Origin of the sequence: Arenimonas terrae, from assembly GCF_006265115.1 — a bacterium.
Taxonomy (GTDB): Bacteria; Pseudomonadota; Gammaproteobacteria; order Xanthomonadales; family Xanthomonadaceae; genus Arenimonas; species Arenimonas terrae.
On record NZ_SMDR01000002.1, the window covers coordinates 360,891 to 377,870 of the forward strand.

Sequence of the window (16,980 nt, forward strand, 5' to 3'; positions counted from 1 at the left end):
CGCAGACGATGGAGACCGGCCTGACCCTCACCCGCGACATGATGCTCGTGCTGGGGCTGGTCGGCTTCACCATCGTGATGTTCATGATCGAGCGCATCCGCGCCGACGCCACCGCCCTGGTGGTGCTGGTGGCGCTGGGGCTGACCGGGCTGGTGCCGGCCAACCAGCTGTTCAACGGTTTCTCGGGCAACGCGGTCATCGCCGTCATCGCCACGATGATCCTGGGCGCGGGCCTGGACCGCACCGGTGCGCTCAACCGGCTGGCGGTGTGGCTGCTGCGCGTGTCCAAGGGCATGGAGGAGCGGCTGATCCTGCTCACCTCGACCATGGCCGGCCTGATCTCGGGCTTCATGCAGAACCCGTCGGTGATGGCGCTGTTCCTGCCGGTGGCCGCGCGTGTGTCGGGCCGGTCGGGCATCGGCCTGTCGCGGCTGCTGCTGCCGGTGGCCGCGGCCATCGTGATGGGCGGAGGCCTGACCATGATCGGCAACTCGCCGCTGATGCTGCTCAACGACCTGCTGGTGGCGGCGAACGGCAACCTGCCCTCGGGCGTGGCCACGCTCAAGCCGCTGCCGATGTTCGCGCCGCTGCCGATCGGCCTGGCCCTGCTGGCGATCGGCCTGGTGTATTTCCGCTGGCTGGGGCCGAAGCTGCTGGGCCAGGGCGAAGAGAAGGGCGTGGCGCCCAGCCGCACCCAGAGTTATTTCGCCAACGCCTACGGCATCGACGGCGACGTGTTCGAGCTCAGCGTCACCGCCGAGAGCCCGCTCGTCGGCATGTCGGTCGGCGAGGCCGAGGCGCAGCGCGATGCGCCCCTGTTCCTGGCCCTGCTCAGCGGCAACGAGGCGCGGCTGGCGCCGCCGGCCGACCAGATGATCTGGGTCGGCAGCGTGCTGGGCGTGATGGGCCCGCGCGAGGCGATCCAGGATTACGCGCAGAAGAACCTGCTGCGCATGTCGGCGCGCCTGCGCAACTTCGCCGACCTGTTCAACCCGAGCCGTTCGGGCATTTCCGAGGCGGTGCTGCCGCCGACCTCGACCTTCATCGGCAAGTCGCAGGCGCAGCTGCAGCTGCGCAAGCGCTTCGGCATCAGCCTGCTGGCGATCAACCGCGACAACCAGGTCTGGCGCGAGGACGTCCGCCGCATGCCGCTCAAGGCCGGCGACATGCTGGTCTTCCACAGCATCTGGACCGACCTGGCGCAGGCCAGCGAGAGCCGCGACTTCGTCGTGGTCACCGACTACCCCAAGGGCGAGCAGCGGCCGCACAAGCTGTGGTGGGCGATCGGCGTGTTCGTGGCCGCGATGTCGCTGGCCCTGACCACCCTGGTGCCGGTGCCGATCGCGCTGATGGCCGGCGCCGCGGCGATGATGCTGGCCGGCGTGCTGAACATGGACGAGGCCTACGCCGCGGTGAGCTGGAAGACCGTGTTCCTGATGGCCTGCCTGATCCCGCTGGGCTGGGCCATGGATTCGACCGGCGCCGCCGGCTGGCTGGCCCAGCAGGTGCTCGAACGCATCGGGCCCGATGTGCCGATCTGGGTGATCGAGGCCGCCATCGGCCTGCTCGCCACCGCCTTCGCCCTGGTCATCGGCAACGTCGGCGCCACCGTGGTGATGGTGCCGATGGCGATCAACGTGGCCCTGGCCGCGGGCGGCAGTCCGCTCGCCTTCGCGCTGATCGTCGCGCTGTCGGCCTCGAACAATTTCCTCAGCGTGTCCAACCCGGTGCTGGCGATGGTGACCGGCCCGGCGGGCTACCGCTCGCGCGACCTGTGGCGGACCGGTGCGCCCCTGACCCTGCTCTACCTGGTCGCGGTGCTGGTGATCGTCAACCTGATGTTCTAGCCGGCGCGCACCGCGACCGCCACCAACGACGCGCCGCGGCAGGGCCCGGCGACACATTCGCCGTGCTCCATCTCGAAGCTGGCGCCGTGCGCAGCGCAGACCAGGCGGCCCTGGTCGACCAGGAAACGTCCCGGCGCCCAGTCCAGCCGGCGGCCCGCATGCGGACAGATGTTCAGCCAGGCCTGCAGGCGTTCGCCATGGCGGCGCAGGATCAGGGACTGCGGCTCGCCGTCGATCTTCACCTCGATTTCCGACAGCCCCTCCGGCGGCCACTCGGCCAGGTGGATTAACGAACCGCTTACACTTTCCACATCGGGCCTCGCCATACTCCGTCTCCCTGCATTCTGCCACGCCGCCCATGCCCTTCCGTTTCCAGCGCCTGTTCAGCTACTGCCCCAGCAAGCCCCGCAGCCCGCTGCTGCGCGTGCTGGTCGGCCTGCTCGGCCTGTGCCTGCTGGTGCTGCTGGTGGTGTTCGGCCTGGTGATCGGCCTGGGCATGCTGCTGTTCGCGGCGGCGCGCCGCCTGCTGCGTCCGGGCCGTCCGGCGCCGCGTGCGCAGGAAGGCGTGATCGAGGGCGAATACACCCTCGTGGACAAGACCGACGCCCGCCTCGGCCTGCGCTGAGCGCATCGGTCCGCACCACTCCGTTTCACCACCCGGCACGACCCGGCCGCCGACGCGGCTAGACTTGGCGCTTCGCCCCGGAGCCGCGCCATGACCCGAACCGTCATCCCCGTTCCCGCCACCCCCTGCCTGCCGGTGCGCGGCAGTGACGCCCTGTTCCCGGTGCGCCGCATCTACTGCGTCGGCCGCAACTTCGCCGAGCATGCGAAGGAAATGGGCGCCAGCGTCGACCGCGGCAACCCGGTGTTCTTCATGAAACCCGCCGATGCGGTCGTGCCCGGCGGCGGCAGCGTGCCCTACCCGCCCGGCACCCGCGACCTGCACCACGAAGTGGAGCTGGTGGTGGCGCTGGACCGCGGCAGCGAGGGCGTGGTCGCGGTCGAACGCGCGCTGGACCTGGTGTTTGGCTACGGCGTCGGCCTGGACCTCACGCGCCGCGACCTGCAGGCGGCCGCCAAGGCCAAGGGCCTGCCCTGGGATACCGGCAAGGGCTTCGACCACTCCGCGCCGGCCAGCGAGCTGGTGCCGGCGGCGTCGGCCGGCGATGTGTTCTCGCGGCGGATCTGGCTTACGGTGAACGGCGAACTGCGCCAGCAGGGCCAGCTCGGGGACATGGTGTTCAGCGTGGCCGAAGTGCTGCACGAACTGTCCAAGCTCTTCGCGCTCAAGGCCGGCGACCTGGTGTTCATGGGCACCCCGTCCGGCGTGGCGGCGCTCGCGCCGGAAGATCATTACCACGCCGGCATCGACGGTCTGGTAGAACTGTCGGGCCGTATCGTCTAGGCCGCGCGCGGTGTAGATTCTGGTTCCGCGTCACCACCGGAGAACGCACATGGGCATGGTTTCCGAGTTCAAGGAATTCGCGATGCGCGGCAATGTCGTCGATCTCGCCGTCGGCGTAGTGATCGGCGCCGCCTTCGGCAAGATCGTCGCTTCGCTGGTCAACGACATCATCATGCCGTCGATCGGCTATCTGGTCGGCGGCGTCAACTTCAGCGACCTGGCGATCGAGCTCAAGGCCGCCACCGTGGACGCCGCCGGCGCCGAGGTGCCGGCCGTGCTGGTCAAGTACGGCGCCTTCATCCAGACCATCGTCGATTTCCTGATCATCGCCTTCGCGATCTTCGTCGCGGTGAAGGTGATCAACTCGCTCAAGCGCAAGCAGGACGCGGCGCCCGCCGCACCGGCCGAGCCCAGCGAGGAAGTGAAGCTGCTCACCGAGATCCGCGACGCGCTCAAGCGCTGAGTCGCGCCTTCCAACCGACGCCGGCCCGCAAGGCCGGCGTTTTCATTACGGAGCCCCGAATGCGTCTTCCGATTTCCCTGCTCGCCGCCGCCCTCGCCGCCTTCCTGCCGTCCCTGGCGGTCGCGCAGACCGGCCTGGACGCCGACGACCTGGACACCGCCGCCGCCCTGCGCGAGCAGGCGCTGCGCGGCAGCGCGGCCTGGGCCGTGGTCGAGTCGCTGACTACCGAAGTGGGCCCTCGCCTGGCCGGCACCGAGGCCGATGCCCGCGCCGTCGCCTGGGCCAAGGCCAAGTTCGAGGCCATGGGCTTCGACAAGGTCTACCTGGAGCCGGTGAGCTTCCCGGTCTGGCGCCGTGGCCACGAGCGCGCCGAGGTCGTGGGCCCGTTCGCGCAGCCGCTGGCGATCACCGCGCTCGGCGGCAGCATCGGCACCGGCGGCAGGCCGCTGGAGGCGGAGGTGGTCGCCTTCGCCGACCTCGCCGCGCTCAAGGCCGCGCCCGAAGGCAGCCTGGCCGGCAAGATCGCCTACGTCGGCTACCGGATCGAGCGCCATCGCGACGGCCACGGCTACAGCCCGGGTTCGACCATCCGCGCCTCGGGCGCTTCGGAAGCTGCGCGCAAGGGCGCCGCCGGCCTGCTGATCCGCTCGGTCGGCACCGACAGCGACCGTTTGCCGCACACCGGCGTGATGCGCTACGCCGCCGACGTGGCGCCGATCCCCGCCGCCGCGCTGTCCAACCCCGACGCCGACCAGGTCGAGCGCCTGCTGCGCCGCGACCAGCCGCTCACCGTGCGCCTGGACATCGAGGCGGGCACCCAGGGCGAATACGTCTCGCACAACGTCATCGGCGAGATCCGCGGCCGCGAGCTGCCCGACGAAGTGGTGACCATCGGCGGCCACCTCGATTCCTGGGACCTGGGCACGGGTGCGATCGACGATGCCTCCGGTGTCGGCATCACGATGGCGGCCGGTGCGCTGATCGGCGAGCTGAAGCGCGCGCCGCGCCGCACCGTGCGCGTGATCGCGTACGCGAACGAGGAACAGGGCCTGTTCGGCGGCAAGGCCTATGCGGCCGCGCGGCTGGCGGCCGGCGAAGTCGGCGCGCACCAGATCGGCGCGGAAAGCGACTTCGGCGCCGGCAAGATCTATGCGCTGCGCGCCGGCGTGGACCCGGCCGCATGGCCGGTGATCGCGCAGATCGGCGAGGTGCTGGCGCCGCTGGGCATCGCCACCGAGCCGGGCGTGGGCAGCGCCGGGCCGGACGTGGGCCCGATCGTGGCGCTGGGCGCGCCCTGGGCGCAGCTGGCCCAGGACGGCAGCGATTATTTCGACTACCACCACACCGCCAACGACACGCTCGACAAGGTCGACGCCAAGGCGCTCGACCAGCAGGTGGCGGCGTACGCGGTGCTGGCCTACCTGGCGGCGGAAACCACGGTGGACTTCGGCCAGCTGCCGGTGAAACCCGCGGCGCCCTGAGGCCGGGACTCAGCGCGTCGCGACCAGGGTCCAGAGCCCGAACATCGCCTCGCGCGGCGACCAGGTGCGCACCCACGCCGCGCGGTGGAAACCGGCGGCGCGGCAGGCGTCGAGCAGGTCCCAGCCGAAGTGGTAGAAGCACAGCACGCCGCCCGATACCGGGTCGCCGTGGATCTCCGGCTCGCACAGGTGCTCGATGCCGCCGTCGGCGGTGAGGCGCGCCCGCACGAGCGTGCGCTCTTCCCCGTCCAGGAAGGGGATGGTCAACACCAGGCGGCCGCCGGGCTTCAGGCAGCGCGCGAACTCGCCCAGCGCCGCCGGATAGTCCGGCACATGCTCGAGCACGTCGAAACTGCCGATGGCGTCGAGCGAGGCGTCGGTGAAATCCAGCCGGGTGACGTCCCGTTCGACCAGGGTTCCGCGGCCGCCCAGGTGTTCGAACCAGCCCTGCAGGCGCGGGCGCGACGACGCGTCCAGCCCGTATTCGCTGCCTTCGACCTGGCTGAAGGCGGACTGCAGCCAGACGAACGCCGCCGAAGCCTGCTCGGTGAGGTAGACGCGCGACTGCGCGCGGTCGAGGTCCTGGGTCAGCAGGGCGAGCGCGCCGCGGTTGCGCGACGTCAGCCGGCAACCGGGACACACCAGTTCTTCGCGCAGGTTGGCGTCGGCGCCGCGCGCGGCCGAAGGCAGCTCGAAGTGCACCGCGCGGCTGCAGAGGCCGCACCACCCGGGCCAGCCGTCGCCGCCCGCGGCCTGGCCCACTTCGCACTGGAGCCGGTACTGCGCGTCCAGGCGCCCCTGGTGACGCGCCCGCCACGCCGACCACGCGCGCCAGTTGTCGTGCGCCAGCGACAGCGGCGGCTCGTTCGAGGGGATGCCGGGAACCCAGCGCCGCAGGCGGGACAGGAGGCGCATCAGTCGAGCAGCGGCGTCGCGAGCACGGCCGACGGCGCGCCGGTGAGCTTCTGCACCTGCTCGCGCAGGTCCTCGCGCGACACTTCGCGCAGCGGGATCAGCGCGCGCACGACGTCGTCGAGACTGCGCCGGCCCTTGCTGCGGGCGCGGACCTCGGCGTCGAGTTCGCGGAAGAGCTGCACGGCGCGGGCGGTGCGCGGGCCGTGCGAGCGGTCGCCGGACAGGGTCTTGATGCCGCGGCCGTGCCGGGCCATCCATTCCTGGGCCTTGTCGGCGCGCGCGTCGCTGAGCAGGTCGGCGCGCCGCAGCAGCTCGATCGAGTAGAACTCGGCCAGGCCTTCGGCGATCCAGTCGTCGCCGTCGGCACCGCGGATGCGGGTGATGACGTGGGTCAGCTCGTGGGTGAGCGTGCTGGTGCCGTTCTCGCTGATCAGCGGCCGGTCGGCGTGCAGGAACAGCGACCGCGGCCCGGACAGGCCGCCGCGCCACATCGGGTCGCCGGCGCTGACGATCAGCAGCTTGGGCGGCAGGTCGCCGAAGGCGCGCTTGAACTCCGGCACCAGGTTGTTGAAGAAGGCCAGCATGTCGTTGCGGCGGATCACGTCGCCCTTGGGGCCGGCGACGCTGATCTCGGTGTCGCCCAGGATCTCGCGCCGGGTGCCGACGGCGCCGGCGATGATCCAGCCCACGGGGCGGTCGAAGCTGCGGTCGGCGTTGACCACGACGAAGGACTTGCCGTCGCGCGCGCGCAGGAAGGGCGTGTCGACATTGGTCCAGCCCTTGGGCAGCACGAAGCGCAGGCGCACCTTCGAATCGGCGCCCTTGCTGGCGCGCACGCGGGCGCTGGGCACCAGGTCGTCGCCGCGCACGATGGCCCAGTCGTCGGTGATGCGGGCGTCGTAACCGCCGTCGCGGCGCTGGTGGTCGATGCGGTAGCGGTAGCGCAGGCGCGAGGTCTTGTCGCGCAGGGGCGTCCAGGTGACGGTGTCGCCCCGGCGCTCGACCTGGCCGTCGCCGGTGACCTGGGTGTAGCGGTCGGCCGGCATGGCCAGCCTCAGCTCGCGGGCGCTGCCCTCGCCGGGCGTGATGGCGATGCTGACCTGGGCCTGGCCGGCCTTGGGCAGGAACTGCACGGTGTAGTCCACGCCGTATTCGGTGCGCGCCGCTGCGCCCGCGGCGAACAGCAGCAGGCCCGCGGCGAGCAGGGCGTGGAAACGGGATCGGGTCGGGGCGGGGATCGGATTCATGGCGCGATTATGCCGGTCCGGGTCTGAACTTCCGATTCAGGGGCGAGGCTCAGCCCTGGCGCTGGCGCCACCACTCGCCCAGGAAGACGGCCGTGGCCGAGGCGACGTTCAGGCTTTCCACCGCGCCGCTGCCCGGGATGCCCAGGCGCAGCGCCGAGGCTTCGGCCAGCAGCGGATCCACGCCGGTCTGCTCGGCGCCCATCATCAGCAGCAGGCGCTCGGGCAAGGCGGTGCGGTAGAGCGACTGACCGCCGCGCACCACCGTGGCGGCCGCGACGAAGCCCGCCGAACGCAGCTGCGCCAGGCTGTTGTCGGCCCGGCCCATGCGCACCATCGGCACCCGTTCGGCGCCGCCTTCGGCGACGCGGGCCGCGGCGCCCGACAGGGCCAGGGGCGAGTCCTTGGGCAGCAGCAGGCCGGCGACGCCGAAATGCGCGGCCGAACGCAGGATCGCGCCGAGGTTGTGCGGATTGCCCACGCCGTCCAGCCAAAGCGCCGCGGCGGGCCCCGCCGGCAGTTCGCGCAGCCAGTCCGACAGATTCAGTTCGACCGCTGGCACCACCCCGAACACCACGCCTTCGTGGTGCGCGCTGCCCGACAGCTTCTGCAGGTCCTCGTCGCCGACCACGGTGTAGCCGAGGCGGTGCTGCACGCAGTGCGCGAGCACGGCCTTGAGCTTGGGGATGCGCGATTCGAGCAGCCAGACCTTGCGCAGGTCCTGCGGACGGTGCGCGAACATCGCCAGGCAGGCGTTGAGGCCGTACAGCCGCAGCTCGCGCGGCGTCTTGGGCGTCGCCGCCTCGCCGCGCAGCAGCGCCGCATCGGCTTCGTCCCGCGCATGGTCGCGCGCATGCTCGCGACCGGGGCCACGGCCCGGCGGCCGCCGCGCATCGGCCGCCGGCGTCGGCCGCGCCTGGCGGTCGCGCTCCCGCTCGCGCTTGTCCCGCGGCTTGCCCTGCGGCCCTCGATACGGCGAATCGCTCATCCCACCCCTCCAAGAATGCCCAGATTCTACGCCCCCCCCTGACCCCGATGGAGGACAGCCCCCTTGGTAAGGGGGCGCGCCGAAGGCGCGGGGATCGGAAACGATGAGTCGGGGCCCGCGATCCGCGCAGCGGATCGTGGGGGTTCCAGGGCGAATGCCCTGGAACTACTCCCCCTTGGTAAGGGGGCGCGCCGAAGGCGCGGGGATCGGAAACGATGAGTCGGGGCCCGCGATCCGCAGAGCGGATCGTGGGGATTTCAGGGCGAATGCACTGAAATCACGCGTGACCGCCGACGGCGGGGGTATCGCGCTCGAGCTCTTCCAGCTTGCGGGCCACCGCTTCCGGCGAACGCGTGTACGGCGCCAGCAGGGTGTAGAAGGCGGGCACCACGAACAGCGACAGCGCGGTCGAGAACGCCACGCCGGCGATGACGACGATGCCGATGGTGGCCCGGCTGGCCGAGCCGGGGCCGCCGGCCACCACCAGCGGCACGGCGCCCATGATGGTCGCGATCGAGGTCATCAGGATCGGCCGCATGCGCACCGCTGCCGACTCGACGATGGCGTCGCGGATGGCCATGCCCTCGTCGCGCAGCTGGTTGGCGAACTCGACGATCAGGATGCCGTTTTTCGCCGCCAGGCCGACCAGCATCACGATGCCGATCTGGCTGAAGAGGTTGAGCGAGCTGCCGAACAGCCACAGGCCCAGCAGCGCGCCCAGCAGCGCCGACGGCACCGTCAGCAGGATCACCAGCGGGTGCAGGAAACTCTCGAACTGCGCGGCCAGCACCAGGTAGATGATCAGCAGCGCCATCGCGAAGGTGAACAGCACTGCGCCACCGGCGCGCTGGTACTCGCGCGATTCGCCCTTGTAGTCGATCTGCGCGCGTTCGGGCAGCTCCTCTTCGGCCACCTGGCGCACCCACTCCAGCGCCTCGCCAAGGGTGTAGCCGGGCGCCAGGCCCGCCGACAGCGTGATCGCGCGCAGGCGGTTGAAGCGGTTGTACTGGCCGGGCTCGGCCAGCTCCGACAGGGTCACCAGGCTCGACAGCGGCACCAGTTCACCCGTGGTCGACGAGCGCACGTACAGGTTGTTGAGGTCCGAGGGCGCGGCGCGGTTCTCGCGCTGGGCCTGCAGGATCACGTCGTATTCCTCGCCGTTCTCCACGTAGGTGGTGACGCGGCGCGAACCCATCATGGATTCGAGCGTGCGGCCGATCTCCTGCACCGAGACGCCCAGGTCGGCGGCGCGCGCCCGGTCGATCTCGACGCGCAGCTGCGGCCGGGTTTCCTTGTAGTCCGAATCGGCCGAGAACAGCTTCGGGTTCTGCTCCATGCGCGCCAGCATGCGGTCGCGCCACTGCGCCAGCTCGGCGTAGTCCGGGCCGCCCAGCACCACCTGCAGCGGCTGGCCGCCGCTGCGCACCAGGCCGGTGCGGATCTGCGGCCGCGCCACCACGCCGGGCAGGGCCGACAGGTCGGCGCGCACCTTTTCCACCAGCTCGCCGGTGCTCTCTTCGCGCTCGTTCCAGGGCTTGAGCAGCACGATCGCCTGGCCGGTGTGCATCTCGCCGCTGGGGCCGAAACCGCCCGGCACGCGGGTGTTGGCGCGGTCGATCGCCTGGCCCTCGCCGAGGTACTTGAACAGCTTCTGCTCCACCTGGTGCATCTGCCCGACGGTGTATTCGTAGCCCGCGCCCTCGGGGCCGGACACCGTGACGAAGAAGGCGCCGCGGTCTTCCGGCGGCGCCAGCTCGGCGGGCGTGGCCAGCACGAGGAAGTAGGACACGCCCAGGCTGGCCACCAGCAGCACGCCGAACAGCAGCGGCTTGTCGACCGTGCGCTGGACGGCGCGGCGATAGCCGCTGCCGAGCGAGTTCAGGTGGCTCTGGATCCAGGCGTTGAGGCCCTTGGGCGCCTCGTGCGCGCGGATCAGTTTCGAACACATCATCGGCGTCAGCGTCAGCGCCACGAAGGCCGAAATGATCACCGCCGCCGCCATCGCCACCGACAGCTCGCGGAACAGGCGGCCGGTGTTTCCTTCCATGAATCCGATCGGCAGGAACACCGCCGCCAGCACCGCCGTGGTCGCGATCACCGCGAAGGCCACCTGCTGCGTGCCGCGGCGCGCCGCCACCAGCGGCGGTTCGCCCAGGTCGGCACGGCGCTGCACGTTCTCCAGCACCACGATCGCATCGTCCACCACCAGGCCGATGCACAGCACCAGGGCCAGCAGGGTGAGCAGGTTGATGGTGTAGCCGAAGGCCCAAAGCGCGATGAACACGGTGACCAGGCAGACCGGCACCGTCACCGCCGGGATCAGCGCGGCGCGCGCGCTGCCCAGGAACAGGTAGATCACCACCAGCACCAGCAGCACCGCTTCGATCAGGGTCATGTAGACGCGGTTCACCGCGGCGTCGATGAAGGTTGTGCTGTCGAAGGCGACGAAGATGTCGGTGCCTTCGGGCAGCGTCGCCTGGATCGCCGGCAGCGCCGCCTTGACCTCGCGCGCCACATCCAGACTGTTGGCGGTCGATGTCTTGACGATGCCCAGGCCGACGTTGGGCTGGCCGTTGCCGCGGAAATAGGCGCGGCGTTCGGCCGAGGCGCGCTCGACGGTGGCGACATCGCCCAGGCGCACCAGATAACCGTCCTCGCCCTTGACCAGGGTGAGCTGGGCGAAATCCTCGGCTTTCTGGTAGCCGCGCATCACCCGCAGGGTGAAGTCGCGGTCCTGCGATTCCAGGCTGCCGGCGGGCAGCTCGACGTTTTCACGGCGCAGTGCGTTCTCGACGTCGTTGACGGTGAGCCCGCGCGCGGCCAGCGCCTCGCGGTCGAGCCAGATGCGCATGGAATAACGCTGCTGGCCGCCGACCCGCACCTGGGCGACGCCGTCGATGCTCGACAGGCGGTCGACCACGTAGCGTTCGGCGTAGTCGCTCAGGCCCAGGGTATCCAGGCGTGAGGAGTTCATGTTCAGCCAGAGGATGACCTCGGCGTCGGATTCGACCTTTTCGATCTCCGGCGGGTCGGCTTCTTCCGGCATGCGGTCCATGATCCGGCTGATGGCGTCGCGCACGTCGTTGGCCGCGGCCTCGATGTCGCGGGTGAGCGAGAACTCGATGGTGACCGCCGCCTCGCCGTTGCGGCTGCGCGATTCCACGGTTTCGATGCCTTCGATGCCGGCGACGGCGTCTTCGAGGATCTGGGTGATCCGCGTCTCCACCACGGCCGCCGAGGCCCCCGGGTAGGCCACCGACACCGAGACGATCGGCGGATCGATGTTGGGCAGTTCGCGCAGCGTCAGCCGGGTGAAGGCGATCACGCCCAGCACCACCAGCAGCAGGCTCATCACGGTCGCGAAGACCGGGCGCTTGATCGAAAGATCGGACAGGACCATGGCGGTTCCCCCGGCGCGCCCTCAGGCGCCCTTCTGTTCGGCGGCGGGTTCCGCGGCGGCCGCTTCGACCACACGCGCGCCGTTGCGCAGCTTCACCGTGCCGTCGACGACGATGCGGTCGCCGGCGGCCAGGCCCTCCACCACCTCGACTTCGCCGCCACGGCGCTGGCCGAGCTTGACGTCCACCTGCTCGACGGTGTCGTCGGCCTTGACCCGGAACACGTGCGCGTCCTGCGCGACCTGGATCACCGAGATCTCGGGAATGACCAGGGCCTGGCGCTCGGGCTGGAACACCCGCAGGGTCAGCAGCATGCCGGGGCGCAGTTCGCGCTCGGGGTTGGGAATCTCGGCGCGCAGGGTCACCGCGCGCGTCACCGGGTCGACGCGCGAGTCGATGGTGCGAACGGTGCCGGTGAATTCGCGTCCGGGCCAGGCAGCGCTGCGCGCGGACACGGTCTGGCCGACGGCGAGCGCGGCGAGAAAGGATTCGGGCACGGCGAAGTCGAGCTTGATCACCGAAATGTCGTCGAGGCTGGCGATGGTGGTGCCGGGCGTGACCAGGGTGCCGGGGCTGACCTGGCGGAAGCCGAGCACGCCGGCGAACGGCGCGGTGATGACGCGGTCCGACAGCCGGGCCCGGGTCGCGTCCAGGCGCGCGCGGGTGGCTTCGAGCGTGCCGCGCTGGGCGTCGAGCTGGCTGGTCGGGATGAGCTTCTGCGCGGTCAGCTGCTGCAGCCGCTGGTACTGCTTCTGCGCCTCGCGGTAGGCCGCCGCGGCTTCCTCGAGCCCGGCCACTTCGGCGCGGCCCGACAGGTCCACCAGCACGTCGCCGGCCTCGACCAGGTCGCCGTCCTCGAAGTTCACCCGCACCACGGTCTCGGTGACCTTGGCGGTGACCAGCACCGATTCGTTGGCGCGGGCGGTGCCCAGGGCCTCGATGGCGTCGCTCCAGGGTTTGCTGGCCACGGCCGCGGTGGTGACCGTCGCGGCAGGCGCCTGGGGGCGGTCCGGTTCGGCGTCGCTGCAGGCGGACAGGGCCAGCAGCAGGGCCAGCAGCGGCGGAAGCTTGTGCAGGGTCGACGTCATGTCAGGCGGGTTCCTTGATCCTGGAAAGGCGGCCGTCGAGGGACGGCCGCACGGCGGTGCGCTTGCGGCCACACCGCCGGAGGGATTGCTCCGGGTACTGACCCACGGGCCCGGGGAAAGTTCGCTGTCCCCGGGGCCGATTGTACGGCCCGCCCGTCACGTCGGCGTGCAGGGCGGATCGCGGCCATCCGGGCTGGAACGCAGCGGCGGGCCGGGCGTTGACGTGCCCGCACGCCGGTTTTCGCGGCTCCGGAAAGCAGAACGCCGGCACGGGGCCGGCGTTCCTTGTCACATGGCGCGGCGGTGGCCGGCGCTTATTTCCACTTGCCCAGGGCGGCCAGGCCGTTGTCCTTGGCGCGGGCGTACACGGTCTGCTGCGCGGCGGCGAGGTTGCCCACCAGGTCCTTGGACCAGAGCTTGAGCGCAGCCGACTGCATCGCGCGGCCGTAGCTGAAGCTCAGCGGCCAGGGCTTGGCGCCCATCTGGTTCATGGCGTTGAGGTGCGCGGTGGCGGCTTCGTCGCTCTGTCCGCCGGACAGGAACACGATGCCCGGCAGGGTCGCCGGCACCGAGGCCTTGAGGCAGCGCAGGGTCATCTCGGCCACTTCCTCGACGCTGGCCTGGTCCGGGCAGTCCTTGCCCGACACGACCATGGACGCCTTCAGGATGGTGCCTTCGAGCATCACGTTGTGCTCGTACAGGGCGCCGAACAGCGAGCGCAGGGTGACTTCGGTGATCTCGTAGCAGGTGTCGATGTCGTGTTCGCCGTCCATCAGGACTTCGGGCTCGACCATGGGCACGATGCCGGCTTCCTGGCACAGGGCGGCATAGCGGGCCAGGGCGTGGCAGTTGGCCTCGATGCAGGTGCCCGACGGCATGTCTTCGCCGATGGTGATCACGGCGCGCCACTTGGCGAACTTGGCGCCCAGCTTGGCGTATTCCTTCAGGCGGTCGCGCAGGCCGTCGAGGCCCTCGGTGACCAGTTCGCCCGGGAAGCCGGCCAGGGGCATGGCGCCCTTGTCGACCTTGATGCCCGGCAGGATGCCGTTGTCCATCATGACCTTGGTGAAGGGCACGCCGGCCTTGGTGCTCTGGCGCAGGGTCTCGTCGTACAGGATGGCGCCGGAGATGTAGTCGCCCAGTTTCGGGGTGGTCAGCAGCATCTCGCGGTAGGCGCGGCGGTTCTCTTCGGTGCACTCGATGCCGACGCTGTCGAAGCGCTTCTTGATGGTGGCGGTGGACTCATCGATGGCGATGATGCCCTTGCCCGGGGCCACCATGGCCTGGGCGATGTCGGCGAGCTGGTCGATGCTCATGTCGGGTGTCCCGGTGGTTGCTGGAAAGCCCGGGATTATAGCCCAAGCCTCTGTCCCGGGCCTGTCCCGCCCCCTGCCCCCGTCCTGCGCCGTATGGCGCAGGCAGGTCCCCTGCTCGTGGGCGGCGGATCCGGCGTGCGCCGCCGCAGACCAGAGGGGGTACCTGCCCGCTCGGGCGTGAGCGGCATCCTGCCCAACTCACTCGCGGCCGTTGCGGGCATCCTGCCCTCCACTTCAGATACCCCCTCTGGTCTACGGCGTCGCCACGAAGCCGTGTCGCGAGCCGAAGGGACTAGCGCGTGCCCTCAGAAGGCACGGAAGCTCGCAGGGTGGACGGAACCGGCTCCAAGGGCGGATCTGGACGAACTGCAGCTCAAAGGCAGAAATGCCAAAGGCTTCGCCGAAGCGAGCTTCACAGATTCGAAAGCCCGGCCCGGATGGTCCGCAGGCCGTCGTGCGTGAGGGCTCTTTCCGCGGCTTCGAAAACATGGACGTTTTCGAAGAGCCTCCAGGGATGGATTCACGGCGTCCGCGGAAAGAGCCCTCACGTACGGCGGACTACCGCCAAGGACGATCCCGGCACCGAACCAAAAAAACGGCGAGCACGCGACCTGCTTGCGCAGCAAGCGCTACAGCTCGCCGAGGCCCTCGGCGCGGCCGCCCGGGCCGACCTTGAGCAGGCGCAGCGTGTTGGTGGCGCCGTGCAGCTCCATGTGGTCGCCGCTGGTGATGATGACGCTGTCGCCCTCGGCCAGCAGCTCGAGCTCGAACAGATGGCGGATCGCGCAGCGGGCCGCTTCGCGCGTGGGCATGCCCTGGCTGTTGAAATTGATCGGGAACACGTCGCGGATCATGGCCATGCGCCGGCGCGCGCTGTCGTGCCGCGACAGGCCGTAGATCGGCACCGCCGAACGGAAGCGCGACAGATAGCGGGCCGTGCCGCCGGATTCGGTCAGCGCGATGATGGCGCGCACCTGGATATGTTCGGCCAGGAACATGCTGGCCATGGCGATGGCCTGGTCGGCGGCCTGCAGGTTGCGCGGCGCCTTCTCGAAATCGGTGTCGTGGTCGAACTGGCGCTCGGCGCCCAGGCAGATGCGCACCATCGCCTCGACCGACTTCACCGGGTAGTTGCCCGAAGCGGTTTCGGCCGACAGCATCACCGCGTCGGTGCCGTCGATGACCGAGTTGGCGACGTCCAGCACCTCGGCGCGGGTCGGGATCGGGTTGTCGACCATGGACTGCAGCATCTGCGTGGCGGTGATCACCACGCGGTTGTGCTCGAGCGCCGTGCGGATGATCTTCTTCTGCAGGCCGGGCAGCTCGGCATCGCCGATCTCCACGCCCAGGTCGCCGCGCGCCACCATCACCACGTCGGAGGCGATGGTGATCTCGACCAGGTTCTCGATCGCCTCGGCGCGCTCGATCTTGGCGACCAGGAAAGCGTCGGAACCGGCGGCGCGGGCCAGCGCGCGGGCTTCGTCCATGTCGGCGGCGGATCGGCAGAACGACACCGCCAGGAAATCCACGCCCAGGCCGGCGGCGATGCGGATGTGCTCCTTGTCCTGATCGGTCAGGGCGCCCAGCGACAGGCCGCCGCCGAGCCGGTTGAGGCCCTTGCGGTTGGACAGGAAGCCGTCGGTGAGGACCTCGGTGCGGATGTTCGCGCCTTCGACCGCCAGCACCTTGACCGCCATCAGGCCGTCGTCGAGCAGCAGGGTGTCGCCGGCGTGCACGTCGTCCACCAGGCCCAGGTAGCTGACGCCGACCTGGGTGGTGTCGCCCGGGGGCGCGTCGGCGCGGCAGACCAGGGTGAAGGCCTGGCCGGACTTGAGCTCGACCTTGCCGGCGGCGAACTTCTCGATGCGGATCTTCGGGCCCTGCAGGTCGGCCAGGATGCCGACCTCGCGGCCCTGGCGCTGCGCGGCCTCGCGCACGGCGGCGACACGCGCCGCGTGCTGGTCGGGCGTGCCGTGCGAGAAGTTCATGCGCACCACGTTCACGCCGGCGCGCACCAGGTCGTCGAGCACCCCGGGCGCGTCGGTGGCCGGTCCGAGGGTGGCGAGGATCTTGGTGCGGCGCAGGGCGTGGCTCATGGGGTCGCTTCGCGGGGTGATGCTGTCAAAGCTAACACAGGTTTTTTGCCGGCAAACAGCGCGATTCCGCTGTCCCCGGGGACAGCGCGGCGCGGCTCAGGCCGCGAACAGTTCCCGCAGCTCGCGCGGGTCGCGCACCAGGCGATGGGCGCCGGCGGCGCGCAGCTCCGCTTCGCCGCCGAAGCCCCACAGCACGCCGACGCCCTGCATGCCGTGGTGGCGGGCGCCCTCGATGTCCATGCGCCGGTCGCCGATCATGCTGATGCCGTCGGCGGGCAGATCGAAGCGGCGCAAGGCTTCGCCGATCAGTTCGGGCTTGTGGCTCAGCCGGCCGTCCAGGGTGGCGCCGATCACGTCCTGGAAATGATGGCCGAACGGCAGGTGGTCGATGATGCGGCGGGCGTGCGGTTCGTTCTTGGCGGTGACGATGGCCAGGCGGTGGCCGGCCTGCGCCAGCGCAGCGACGGTGTCGCCGATGCCTTCGTAGACTTCGTGCTCGCGCCAGCCATGCGTCTCGAAACGCTCGCGGTAGTGCAGCACCGCCTGTTCGGTGCGCTCCGCGTCCTGCAGCAGCGGTCCGAAGCTGTCGCGCAGTGCCGGCCCGATCCAGCGCCGCAGCTCGGCCTCCGGCGGCACCGGTTCGCCCAGCCGTTCCAGGGCGTGGGCGACGCAGCGGGTGATGCCGACGGCCGAATCGATCAGGGTGCCGTCGAGGTCGAAGAAGAGCGTCGCCACG

Annotated in this window: 14 protein-coding genes; 5 read left to right on the forward strand and 9 right to left on the reverse strand. The window is 70.5% G+C overall.

The window, feature by feature from the left end:
* Nucleotides 1-8 precede the first annotated feature (8 nt).
* A complete protein-coding gene (locus E1B00_RS10455) occupies nucleotides 9-1,847 on the forward strand; it encodes an SLC13 family permease (RefSeq protein ID WP_139448468.1) in 1,839 nt (612 codons plus the stop codon).
* Here E1B00_RS10455 and E1B00_RS10460 read toward each other — a convergent pair.
* Nucleotides 1,844-2,173 (reverse strand): Rieske (2Fe-2S) protein, encoded by a 330-nt coding sequence (locus E1B00_RS10460; protein ID WP_139448470.1) that lies wholly within the window; start codon nucleotides 2,171-2,173, stop codon nucleotides 1,844-1,846. The genes E1B00_RS10455 and E1B00_RS10460 overlap by 4 nt on opposite strands.
* A 32-nt stretch (nucleotides 2,174-2,205) precedes the next feature.
* On the opposite strand from E1B00_RS10460, the gene E1B00_RS10465 reads away from it, so the two are divergent.
* The 4 genes from E1B00_RS10465 to E1B00_RS10480 all read left to right on the forward strand — a co-directional run bounded on the left by E1B00_RS10465 (nucleotide 2,206) and on the right by E1B00_RS10480 (nucleotide 5,199).
* Nucleotides 2,206-2,472, forward strand: coding sequence for a hypothetical protein (locus E1B00_RS10465; RefSeq protein WP_139448472.1), 267 nt, complete (start codon nucleotides 2,206-2,208; stop codon nucleotides 2,470-2,472).
* 90 nt (nucleotides 2,473-2,562) lie between these two features.
* The gene (locus E1B00_RS10470) at nucleotides 2,563-3,255 is read left to right on the forward strand and encodes a fumarylacetoacetate hydrolase family protein (protein ID WP_139448474.1); all 693 of its coding nucleotides are present in this window, start codon (nucleotides 2,563-2,565) and stop codon (nucleotides 3,253-3,255) included.
* Nucleotides 3,256-3,304: 49 nt separating this feature from the next.
* Nucleotides 3,305-3,718 (forward strand): large-conductance mechanosensitive channel protein MscL, encoded by a 414-nt coding sequence (gene mscL, locus E1B00_RS10475; RefSeq protein WP_139448476.1) that lies wholly within the window; start codon nucleotides 3,305-3,307, stop codon nucleotides 3,716-3,718.
* 59 nt (nucleotides 3,719-3,777) lie between these two features.
* Nucleotides 3,778-5,199, forward strand: a complete 1,422-nt coding sequence (locus tag E1B00_RS10480) for a M28 family peptidase (RefSeq protein ID WP_139448478.1) — start codon at nucleotides 3,778-3,780, stop codon at nucleotides 5,197-5,199.
* A gap of 9 nt (nucleotides 5,200-5,208) precedes the next feature.
* Here E1B00_RS10480 and E1B00_RS10485 read toward each other — a convergent pair whose 3' ends face one another.
* The 8 genes from E1B00_RS10485 to E1B00_RS10520 all read right to left on the reverse strand — a co-directional run bounded on the left by E1B00_RS10485 (nucleotide 5,209) and on the right by E1B00_RS10520 (nucleotide 16,979).
* The gene (locus E1B00_RS10485; protein ID WP_139448480.1) at nucleotides 5,209-6,114 is read right to left on the reverse strand and encodes a class I SAM-dependent methyltransferase; all 906 of its coding nucleotides are present in this window, start codon (nucleotides 6,112-6,114) and stop codon (nucleotides 5,209-5,211) included.
* A complete protein-coding gene (locus E1B00_RS10490) occupies nucleotides 6,114-7,361 on the reverse strand; it encodes a M61 metallopeptidase family protein (RefSeq protein ID WP_220396272.1) in 1,248 nt (415 codons plus the stop codon). Before E1B00_RS10490 ends, E1B00_RS10485 begins: the two co-directional genes overlap by 1 nt.
* Before the next feature lie 49 nt (nucleotides 7,362-7,410).
* Nucleotides 7,411-8,346: a TrmH family RNA methyltransferase gene (locus E1B00_RS10495; protein WP_139448482.1), complete on the reverse strand. Its 936-nt coding sequence runs from the start codon at nucleotides 8,344-8,346 to the stop codon at nucleotides 7,411-7,413.
* A 277-nt stretch (nucleotides 8,347-8,623) separates the two neighbouring features.
* The gene (locus tag E1B00_RS10500) at nucleotides 8,624-11,746 is read right to left on the reverse strand and encodes an efflux RND transporter permease subunit (protein WP_139448484.1); all 3,123 of its coding nucleotides are present in this window, start codon (nucleotides 11,744-11,746) and stop codon (nucleotides 8,624-8,626) included.
* Nucleotides 11,747-11,767: 21 nt separating this feature from the next.
* Entirely contained in the window at nucleotides 11,768-12,832 is a 1,065-nt protein-coding gene (locus tag E1B00_RS10505) for an efflux RND transporter periplasmic adaptor subunit (protein WP_139448486.1), read from the reverse strand.
* Between the two features lie 314 nt (nucleotides 12,833-13,146).
* Complete coding sequence (locus E1B00_RS10510) at nucleotides 13,147-14,148, reverse strand: class I fructose-bisphosphate aldolase (RefSeq protein WP_139448488.1); 1,002 nt, start codon at nucleotides 14,146-14,148, stop codon at nucleotides 13,147-13,149.
* 629 nt (nucleotides 14,149-14,777) lie between these two features.
* Complete coding sequence (pyk, locus tag E1B00_RS10515; RefSeq protein WP_139448490.1) at nucleotides 14,778-16,244, reverse strand: pyruvate kinase; 1,467 nt, start codon at nucleotides 16,242-16,244, stop codon at nucleotides 14,778-14,780.
* A gap of 96 nt (nucleotides 16,245-16,340) precedes the next feature.
* Nucleotides 16,341-16,979 carry an HAD hydrolase-like protein gene (locus E1B00_RS10520; RefSeq protein WP_139448492.1) on the reverse strand — a complete coding sequence of 213 codons (639 nt, stop codon included), beginning with the start codon at nucleotides 16,977-16,979 and terminating at the stop codon, nucleotides 16,341-16,343.
* Nucleotide 16,980: the final 1 nt, after the last annotated feature.